We start from the raw sequence: 9,359 nt of genomic DNA, 5'->3' as shown, positions 1-9,359 counted from the left end.
CCAATACCAATACCAATACCAATACCAATACCAATACCAATACCAATACCAATACAGCAGTAACGCACTGATTGTTATAAACCTGCCCTCTTCTTCTGTCAGTCTGTCTCCCCGAATAAATCACTAAACGTTAACAGGAGAGACAAATGGATCTGAATTTGAAAGATCGTCGTGTACTGGTCAGCGGCGGCTCGCGCGGCATTGGACGAGCGATTGTAGAATGCTTTCTTGCCGAGGGCGCACGCGTCGAGTTCTGCGCACGCGGCGCGGAAGGCGTACAGGAAGCGCAGCAGGCATTGGGTTCACGCGCCCACGGCACGGCGGTCGATGTCACCTCTCCCGAGCAGATGCAAACCTGGATTAAGGACGCGGCAACCCGGCTCGGCGGCCTGGATATTATTGTGCCTAACGTCAGCGCGCTGGCGGCCGGCAATGACCCTGCCGTGTGGCGTAAGGCCTTCGATACCGATCTGATGGGCACAGTCACGCTGGTTCAGGCCGCCCTTCCTTACCTGAAAAACTCCCCGGCGGCCGCCATCGTACTAATATCCAGCGTAGCAGGACGCGAGGTCGATATGTTTGCCGAGCCTTACGGCATTATGAAAGCGGCCCTGATCCATTACGGCAAAACCTTATCGGAACGCCACGCGGCAGACGGCATCCGTGTGAATACCGTGTCGCCGGGCAACGTCTATTTCAGTGAAGGGGTTTGGGGGGATATCGAACGCAACCAGCCGGAAACTTTTGCTAAATGCCTGGCGGCGAACCCGCTGGGACGGATGGCGACGCCGCAGGAAGTGGCCAAAGCCACGGTCTTTTTGGCCAGCGAGGCGGCAAGTTTTACTACCGGCGCTAATCTGCTGGTAGATGGTGGGCTGACCAAAGGCGTACAGTTCTGACAGAAGGGAAAAGGCCAGCCGGGCTGGCCTTTCTTTGCAGGGAAAGACTACTTTTTACGGGCGTATTTTAAAGAGTCCAACGCCACGGCGAAAATAATGATGCCGCCTTTGATGATGTACTGCCAGTAAGGGTTAACGCCGATATAGGTCAGCCCGTAGTTGATGACGGTGAAAATCAGCACGCCCGTGACCACCCCGGCTACGGTGCCGACGCCGCCGGCAAAGGAGACGCCGCCCACCACACAGGCTGCAATCGCATCCAGTTCGTACATAAAGCCCAGGTTATTGGTTGCCGAGCCAATGCGTCCCGCTTCCAGCATCCCACCGAAGGCGTAGAACACGCCGGAAAGTGCATAAATCAGGATCAGGTTGAAGTTAACATTCACGCCTGACACTTTTGCGGCTTCCGGATTGCCGCCGATAGCAAAAATATTTTTGCCGAAGCGGGTCTTATTCCACAGGATCCAGACAAAGAAGATAGCAATAGCCGCATAGAAAGTAATGTAGGAGAGCTTGAAATCGCCCATGCGAATAAAGCCCTGCGCAAAGGTCGAAAATTTCTCATCGAACCCGGCGATTGGCGAAGCGCCTACATAGTCGTAATAAAGCGAGTTAATGCCGTAAACGATAATCATCGTGCCCAGCGTGGTGATAAAAGGCGTCACCTTCAGATAGGCAATAATCACGCCGTTGATCAGGCCAATCAGGCCGCCGACGACACAAACAATCAGGATGACCAGCGGGATCGGCACGGTATCCATATGTGGAAACACCTTGTTGGCGTTATCCATAGCCTGCAACAGCGTCGCCGCCACCACAGCAGCCAGACCAACCTGACGACCGGCGGAGAGGTCGGTACCCTGCGTTACAATCAACCCGGCCACACCAAGCGCAATAATAATACGCACGGAGGACTGAGTTAAAATGTTACTCAGGTTCATCAGGCTTAAAAACGTGGGATCCTGGAAAATAATAATTGCCAGCAAAACCAGCAACACAACGTAGATGCCACCTTCTTTCAGCCAGGTGAGCGCATTCTTCTTATTCACAGCATTCATGGACAGCCCTTACCTCATTAAAGGTGCTTGGATGCTAAACGTAATATTTCGTTTTGCGTGGTAGTTTTTGTTTCGACAATGCCTGCAACCATGCCGTTACTCATGACCAGGATCCTGTCGGTAATGCCCAGCAGTTCCGGCATTTCGGAAGAGATAATAATGATGCCCTTCTCTTTTTTCGCCAGATCGGAAATCAACTGATAAATTTCAAACTTTGCACCAACGTCGATACCGCGCGTTGGCTCGTCCAGCATTAATATTTCCGGCTGAGTTAACAACCACCGGCCAATAATCACTTTCTGCTGGTTGCCGCCCGAAAGCGAACCGATAGAAGTGGCATGTCCTGGTGTTTTTACCCGCATGGCATCAATAACCCATTGGGTATCGCTTTTCATGCGGTTGTTATCCAGCAGGCCAATCGAGTTTTTATATTTGCGGATATTTGAAATCAGCGAGTTAAAGCCGATATCAAGATAAGCATAAATACCCGTGGCGCGTCGCTCTTCCGTCACCAGCGCAAAGCCGTGATTAATCGCTTCATTAGCCGAGTTATTATTGATTTTTTTGCCGTGCAGCTTAATAGTGCCGCCAGACTTTTCGCGGATGCCAAACAGTGTTTCCACAATATCCGTTCGTTTGGCGCCTACCAGACCGGCCACGCCAAGGATTTCACCTTTGCGCAAATCGAATGAGATATCGCGAATAGACGGCTGGCGCAGCGAGGTAAGATTACGCACCTCCAAAATGGTTTCGCCGGGCACGTTGCTTTTGTCCGGGAAGCGCTGGTTCAGCGAACGGCCCACCATCATGGAGATGATCTTATCCATATCCAGCCCTTCCAACGGCTGGGTAGCGATCCATTGTCCGTCGCGCAGAATAGTAATTTCATCGCAGAGCTGGAAAATCTCTTCCATCTTGTGAGAGATATAAACGATACCGCAGCCGCGATCTTTTAATTTACGGATAATAGTGAACAGATGGTTCACTTCTTTTTCCGTTAATGAAGAGGTCGGCTCGTCCATAATCACAATTTTGGCATCGTAGGAGAATGCCTTGGCAATCTCTATCATCTGCATCTGCGAAACGGAAAGGTTAATAACTTTGTCGCGCGGATCGATATCGATATCAAGCTCTTCGAAAATGGCTTTGGTATCTTTGTACATTTTCTCCTGGTCGACGAAAAAGCCTTTTCGCGGATAGCGGCCCAGCCACATGTTATCCATGACCGTGCGTTGTAAAACCAGGTTTAATTCCTGATGCACCATTGAGACGCCGTTTTCTAACGCCTCTTTGGAGCTTTTAAAATCAATTTCTTTGCCCTGAAAAAGAATGCTTCCCGTGTCTTTGCTATAAATACCAAACAGGCATTTTAATAAAGTTGACTTGCCCGCGCCGTTTTCACCCATCAACGCGTGAACCGAATGGGGACGGATTTTCAAATTAACGTTATCTAACGCCTTTACGCCCGGAAAGGATTTGCTGACGTTAGTCATTTCCAGCAGATACTGCCCCTGATCGCTGCTCATAATTCTACCTGGCGGATCGTTTTACGATCGGACCCGTTCTGCGACGGGTCCGGTAACGGACGCGAGTGCGTCCGGAAAGACTTATTTACTAAACTGAGCAAGATTCTCTTTGTCGACCGGGACGTAGGCTACACGTACCACTTTGCCTTCCAGCTTGTAGTTAGTGCCTTCGGTTGCCGGTTTGCCCGCCGCGAGGTTTTTCGCCATATCAAACGTGGCTTTTGCCTGGTTTTCCGCATCGTTCAACACGGTGCCTTCCATCGCGCCTGATTTCACCATCGCCAGCGCTTCTGGCAGGGCATCCACGCCAAATACTGGTACGGAGGTTTTGTTATGCGCTTTCAGCGCTTCTACCGCACCCATTGCCATCGCATCGTTGTTGGCGATAACCACTTCGATTTTGTTGCCGTTCGGGCCGGAGAGCCACGCGTCCATCTTGTCTTTCGCCTGGGCGGTGTCCCACATAGCGGTATCCAGATGCAGCTGCTGGGTTTTCAGCCCGTCTTTGTTCAGGGTATCGATAACGTATTTGGTACGCGCTTCGGCATCCGGATGGCCCGGTTCGCCTTTCAGCAGCACAAACTGCACTACGCCGTCTTTATTCAGATCCCAGTTTGGATTGGCTTTCCAGTGTTTCTCGATCAGCTCGCCCTGCTTGACGCCGGACTCTTTGGAATCGGTGCCAACATAATAGGCTTTTTCGTAGCTGGCCAGGGCCTTAGCGGAAGGCTCTTTGTTGAAGAAAACAATGGGAATGTCGTTGGCTTTGGCTTTGCTGATCACGACCGCGGCGGCCGCCGGGTCGACAAGGTTAATCGCCAGCGCTTTCACCCCTTTTGCTACCATGACGTCAACCTGATCGTTTTGCGTTGACTGGCTGTTCTGCGAATCGTTCATTAACAGCTGAATACCGCTGCTGTTTTTCGCTTCCTTCTCGATATCCTTGCGCACAACGGACATAAAGTTATCGTCATATTTATAGATGGTTACGCCAATGCGGGTATCGGCAGCCTGCGCCGTTGCGCCAAACATCATGCTGGCAACCAGGGCAGTGAGGGTGAATGCCTTCTTCATTGTTCTCTCCGGTTCTGTGTAGGGTCGGTATGCGTGTGCGGCCGGACCGTGTTGTTATTCTGTCCCGGCCAGGCACGGCCATCTTAGTGAAGCAGATGTTAATTAACTGTGAACTTACTCACGGATTGAAAACGGTTACATGGCGGTATCGTTGCGTATAGTGATCGCCGCCACACTTTGGCAGATGGCGACGGAATGCCGACGCACCAGCGTGGGCATAAAGCAGTGGCCTGCTGACTCATCCAGCAGGCCCGCCGCGCCTTTCAGCGCCAGCTCGGTCGCCAGTTTAGCCATGGAAACAATAGGATAACGGACAGTGGTCAGCTGCGGATCGGTGTAACGCGAAATAGGGATGTCATCAAAGCCAATCACCGACAGCTGCTGCGGCACCGCAATGCCGTTGTCTTTCAACGCAGCCAGCGCCCCGGCGGCCATGCTGTCGTTATAGGCGAACACGGCGCTAAGCTGGAGGTTACGACCCAGCAGCTCTACCATTGCGGCCTCCCCGCCCTGCATATCCGGCTCGGCGCTGGCGCTCCAGCTTTCGGTAGGTTGAACACCCTGCTCGGCCAGCGCCTGTCGCCAGCCCGCACGGCGCTGATCCATGTCTTCGATAGCATGGCTCGACCCCAGATAGCCGATCCGCCGGTGGCCCTGCTGTTGCAGCATGCGCATCGCCATCAGCGCACCGCTGACGTTGTCCAGGCAAACGCAACGGTGAGCGTAGCCCGGCACGACACGGTTGATCAGCACCATGCCGGGTACCTGATCCATCAGCGAAGCCAGCTCGTCGTCCCCCAGCGCTTTGGCATGAACGATTAGCGCGCCGCAACGCTGACGTATCAGCACCTCAATTGCGTGTCGCTCTTTGTCCGCCTGATGATAGGAATTATTGATAAGCACATGTTTTTGCATGCGCTGAGCCACTGTATCCACCGCTTTGACCAGCGCGCCGAAAAAGGGATCGGAAACGTCCATCACCACCACGCCAATCGTGTCGCTGACCTGGGAAGCCAGCGCCTGCGCGTTGGCGTTGGGGCGATAGCCCAGCTGGCCAACGATGCCCAATACCTTTTCCCGCGTTTCCTGAGTCACTGCCGCGCTGTGATTGAGCACGCGCGAGACCGTTGCCACCGACACGCCAGCCTCTCGGGCTACATCGCGAATGGTGATCATGGCTGACTTCCTGTGGAAGATAAGGTTTGCATAGCCCTCCCGGATGCATTGTTTGCGGGGGCCATTCTGACAAAGCGAAAGGCAAGACTGCGTGAATCAGGTCACACTCATGAAAACGGTTACATCTCTTTCCGTCACATTTGTGACGGTTATCATTTTTGTAACATCGTTCCGCGGCTGCTCAGGCGAGTAAGCTGACGCCAGCCCCATTCAACCGGCCCCTGACGAAAATAGCGCAGCCAGCACAGCGAAAAGAGGAGATTGACCAGCCAGACCAGCAGCACAACCGCCAGCAAATGCAGGCGATCGAGCCGATTAAACCAGCCGAAGTGGTTAAAGAATGTTGTGCACAGAAGGGTTTGCAGTAAATAGTTGCTCAGCGCCATCCGCCCTACGCTACTGATGGCAGGCGTAAGGGGAAACCGGGCCAGCGTAGGCCAGAAGCCAAAGCAGAGCGCGGCATAGCCAACCGCCTGAAGCGGTGCGCTGAGTTCGCGCGGCAGCTGTAAAAAGAAAGCGGACGGATAAAATGCCCAGCCCCAGGCCCACTGTAGCCAGATGCCCGGTATTTCGATAAGGGCTGCCAGCACCAGCAGGATAAGGGCGGTACGCCGATAGTGCACCAGGCTCCAGCGGCCCTGTAGCCAGCCGCTGCGCATCAATGCCCCGCCGATCAGCATCAGGCCTGCCAGCTGCCAGCCATACTGTGCCGCCAGCGACAGCAGGCCCGAAGAGAGCAGATCGAGGCGGTTACGCATGGCTTCCCAACCGCCGTGCGTTTTCCAGAAGGTTTCATACTGACTGTCCGCCGCGCCAGCCAGCCAGGAGTTGTTAGGCTGATGGCCCGACAGCAAACCGAACACCAGCAGCACGCCGCAGCCCACGATATACAGCATCACACCGGTATTAAACAGCTGCCGCGTCGAAGAGACATCGCGGATCATCCGCCAGGCTACCAGCCCAATCAGCCCGTAATCCAGCAGGATATCCCCTTCCCAGAACAGCAGGCAGTGCAGAAAGCCGAACAGCACCAGCCAGCTCAGGCGCGCCTGCAGCCACCGTTTTCCTCGTGAAAGCAGCAGCTGCAAACCGCCGCCGAACAGCAGCGCAAACAGCGCAAGGAATTTCAGTTGGGCAAAAAAATCAACCAGCGCCCACGTCCATGCATCAGTAGGCGTGATGCTGCCCTGCCACGCGGGATTCAGATAGGCGGCACCCGGCAGGCCAAAGGCATTAATATTAAGCAGCAGGATCCCCAGAATGGCGATGCCCCGAATAAAATCCAGCGTCTGAATACGAGGCATCGGCAGGCCCTGACGGTAACGAAGGGTAAGAACTGGCGACGACAGGTAGGCCGCGGCCAGTCGGTAACTTAGTTGTGACGAACGGCGCGCAGGAATTCCTGACGGGTGTTCTGGCTGGATTTAAAAAGGCCGCCCAGCGAGGTAGTAGTGGTCGCACTGGTCGCATCGCGAATACCGCGCGCTTTCACGCAGTAATGTACCGCGTCGATAGAAACTGCGACGTTATTAGTGCCCAGAAGCGTTTGCAGCGCCACCAGGATCTGCTGGGTCAGCCGTTCCTGCACCTGCGGACGGGAAGAGAAGAACTGCACGATGCGGTTAATCTTCGACAGGCCAATCACCTTGTCTTTCGGGATGTAGGCCACGGTCGCTTTGCCGTCGATGATCACAAAATGGTGTTCACAGGTGCTGGTCAGCGTGATATCACGCACCGTCACCATTTCGTCCACCTTCATTTTGTTTTCAATCAGGGTGATTTTCGGGAAGTTGGCGTAGTCCAGACCTGAGAACACCTCATTCACATACATCTTGGCGATGCGATGCGGCGTTTCCATCAGGCTGTCATCTTCCAGATCAAGATTGAGCAGCTGCATGACTTCAGTCATGTGCCCGGCAATCAACCGTCTGCGAGTTTCGTCATCCATTTCACGCGCAGGCGAGCGTAGTGGGGTTTCCAGTCCACGCGCGAGCAGCGTTTCGTGAACAAGTGTGGCTTCCTGACTTAACGTAGCCATGGCGATGTTTTCTCCAACGGGTGTGGCGCCGATCCCAACGGGAGCGGTACAATTTCAGAGGGCGTATTTTGGTACACAACGCGTCGTTAATCCAGCGAATCAATCTAAACCGTCCTGAAACAGTTTCATGCAGCGGTGGGATCGCGCCGCCAGACCAGCAGTCCGGCGACCAGCAGCCCTGCCCCCGCAACGTAAAGCGCAGGCTCCAGGCGATGCGTCAAAGTAGTGGAGAGTGCCGAAACCAGCGGCCCGGCAAGCTGACCGAGGGCGTACCCGGTGGTCAGCAAGCCCGCCATATAACGGCTATGGCGCGGCGCCATTTCGCGGGCATATTGCAGCGACAGCGACACCAAACTGAGAAAGCCGATGCCCATCAGTACCGAACCGACCACCAGCCCGCTCAGGCCCGGCACCACGGCAGCGCAAAGCACGCCTGCCGCCTGCGCCCACAGGTTAAACGCCAGCCGCGTATTGGACGTGCCGAAACGCCGTAGAAGAATACCTAATCCCACCCCTACGACCGCCGTGCCGCCAAAGATCGGCCAGACAAACTGGGCGAAAGCGCTGGCAGGAAAACGGGCAGCCGCCATCTGCGACAGAAACGTGGCGGGAATGATGTAGCCAAATCCGGCCAGGCTGTAGCTCCAGACCAGCTTTTTTAAGCCGCGGGTCAGCACCAGCGGTTCCGGCGCCGTATCAGGCCGGTGCAGTTCGCCTTTGCGCGGCAGGAAACGGAAAATAAGGGCAGCCAACACCAGGGCCAGTACGCCGTAAGCACACCAGGCCTGAGCGGCGCTGACCTGTCGCGCATGGAGGTAGACGGCCAGCAGCCCGCTCAGAAAGATGCCCATGCCCGGCCCGGCGAAAACGGCGGTGCTTAAACCAGGCCGACCATAGTGATGCAGCTTTTCGTTACTCCAGGCGGCTACCAGCACCATCGTCCAGCCGCTGGCCCACCCGATCACAAAGCGCACCACACCGTGCAGCCAGGCATCGGACACGCAGGCGGAAAGCAGCGTCAGGATGACCGCACCGACAATACCGGCTTTGAGTCGGGCCTCGACATGCGTAGTGGCCCGCATCGCGTTCCAGGAGCCGCAGAGGTAACCCAGATAGTTGAAAGCCGCCACCACCGCCGCACTGGTCAACGTCAGCTGATGTCCGGCAATCATCAGCGGCACCTGTGGGGTAAAGGTGAAGCGTCCGATGCCCATTGCTACGATCAGCGCAATGAACGCGCTTAAGGCTACCCGTACCGCCATTTTTTCTCCTTTCCGGCTTTATCCGGTTTGATGAAAGTATTGCAGTCAGTCTGCATCACGGCTAGACTTACAAAAAGTGAATAATAGTTACCAACTTGCTTACGAAAAGAGAACACATGGATCTGACTCAGCTGAAAATGTTTTGTGCAGTAGCGGAGACCGGTTCGCTGGCGCGTGCTGCCGAACAGCTGCATCGGGTACCGTCCAACCTGACGACCCGGTTGCGCCAGCTCGAACAGGAAACGGGCATCGATCTTTTTATCCGTGAAAAGCAACGTCTGCGCCTGTCGCCGATGGGCCATAATTTCCTGGGTTATGCACAGCGG

At 54.9% G+C, this 9,359-nt stretch carries 9 protein-coding genes; 2 read left to right on the top strand and 7 right to left on the bottom strand.

The window, feature by feature from the left end; all coding sequences use genetic code 11:
- Positions 1 to 146 precede the first annotated feature (146 nt).
- On the top strand, positions 147 to 899 hold the full coding sequence (locus RTK32_RS01035; RefSeq protein WP_312041678.1) for an SDR family oxidoreductase: 753 nt from the start codon (positions 147 to 149) through the stop codon (positions 897 to 899).
- 47 nt (positions 900 to 946) lie between these two features.
- On the opposite strand, the gene mglC is transcribed toward RTK32_RS01035, so the two are convergent.
- The 7 genes from mglC to RTK32_RS01000 form a co-directional block, all read right to left on the bottom strand.
- On the bottom strand, positions 947 to 1,957 hold the full coding sequence (gene mglC, locus RTK32_RS01030; RefSeq protein ID WP_312041677.1) for a galactose/methyl galactoside ABC transporter permease MglC: 1,011 nt from the start codon (positions 1,955 to 1,957) through the stop codon (positions 947 to 949).
- Positions 1,958 to 1,974: 17 nt separating this feature from the next.
- A complete protein-coding gene (gene mglA, locus RTK32_RS01025) occupies positions 1,975 to 3,483 on the bottom strand; it encodes a galactose/methyl galactoside ABC transporter ATP-binding protein MglA (protein WP_409451049.1) in 1,509 nt (502 codons plus the stop codon).
- An 81-nt stretch (positions 3,484 to 3,564) separates the two neighbouring features.
- On the bottom strand, positions 3,565 to 4,557 hold the full coding sequence (gene mglB, locus RTK32_RS01020) for a galactose/glucose ABC transporter substrate-binding protein MglB (RefSeq protein ID WP_312041676.1): 993 nt from the start codon (positions 4,555 to 4,557) through the stop codon (positions 3,565 to 3,567).
- 135 nt (positions 4,558 to 4,692) lie between these two features.
- Positions 4,693 to 5,733, bottom strand: a complete 1,041-nt coding sequence (galS, locus tag RTK32_RS01015) for an HTH-type transcriptional regulator GalS (protein ID WP_312041675.1) — start codon at positions 5,731 to 5,733, stop codon at positions 4,693 to 4,695.
- 152 nt (positions 5,734 to 5,885) lie between these two features.
- Complete coding sequence (yeiB, locus tag RTK32_RS01010; protein ID WP_312041674.1) at positions 5,886 to 7,037, bottom strand: DUF418 domain-containing protein YeiB; 1,152 nt, start codon at positions 7,035 to 7,037, stop codon at positions 5,886 to 5,888.
- Positions 7,038 to 7,105: 68 nt separating this feature from the next.
- Entirely contained in the window at positions 7,106 to 7,771 is a 666-nt protein-coding gene (gene folE / locus RTK32_RS01005) for a GTP cyclohydrolase I FolE (RefSeq protein ID WP_312041673.1), read from the bottom strand.
- 125 nt (positions 7,772 to 7,896) lie between these two features.
- On the bottom strand, positions 7,897 to 9,033 hold the full coding sequence (locus RTK32_RS01000; RefSeq protein WP_312041672.1) for a YbfB/YjiJ family MFS transporter: 1,137 nt from the start codon (positions 9,031 to 9,033) through the stop codon (positions 7,897 to 7,899).
- Between the two features lie 116 nt (positions 9,034 to 9,149).
- Between RTK32_RS01000 and RTK32_RS00995 the strand changes: the two genes are divergently transcribed.
- On the top strand, positions 9,150 to 9,359 hold a 210-nt coding region (locus RTK32_RS00995), incomplete at its 3' end, for a LysR family transcriptional regulator (RefSeq protein ID WP_312041671.1).

The sequence above is a fragment of the Erwinia sp. genome (assembly GCF_031978025.1).
Classification (GTDB): domain Bacteria; phylum Pseudomonadota; class Gammaproteobacteria; order Enterobacterales; family Enterobacteriaceae; genus Erwinia.
This window is presented reverse-complemented; position numbering and strand designations above follow the sequence as displayed.

What these genes read in the sequence shown, in the direction of transcription:
- RTK32_RS01000 (WP_312041672.1), bottom strand. Translation starts at nt 9,033, where the DNA reads ATGGCGGTACGGGTAGCCTTAAGCGCGTTCATTGCGCTGATCGTAGCA.
- RTK32_RS01035 (WP_312041678.1), top strand. Translation starts at nt 147, where the DNA reads ATGGATCTGAATTTGAAAGATCGTCGTGTACTGGTCAGCGGCGGCTCG.
- mglA (WP_409451049.1), bottom strand. Translation starts at nt 3,483, where the DNA reads ATGAGCAGCGATCAGGGGCAGTATCTGCTGGAAATGACTAACGTCAGC.
- yeiB (WP_312041674.1), bottom strand. Translation starts at nt 7,037, where the DNA reads ATGCCTCGTATTCAGACGCTGGATTTTATTCGGGGCATCGCCATTCTG.
- mglC (WP_312041677.1), bottom strand. Translation starts at nt 1,957, where the DNA reads ATGAATGCTGTGAATAAGAAGAATGCGCTCACCTGGCTGAAAGAAGGT.
- folE (WP_312041673.1), bottom strand. Translation starts at nt 7,771, where the DNA reads ATGGCTACGTTAAGTCAGGAAGCCACACTTGTTCACGAAACGCTGCTC.
- galS (WP_312041675.1), bottom strand. Translation starts at nt 5,733, where the DNA reads ATGATCACCATTCGCGATGTAGCCCGAGAGGCTGGCGTGTCGGTGGCA.
- mglB (WP_312041676.1), bottom strand. Translation starts at nt 4,557, where the DNA reads ATGAAGAAGGCATTCACCCTCACTGCCCTGGTTGCCAGCATGATGTTT.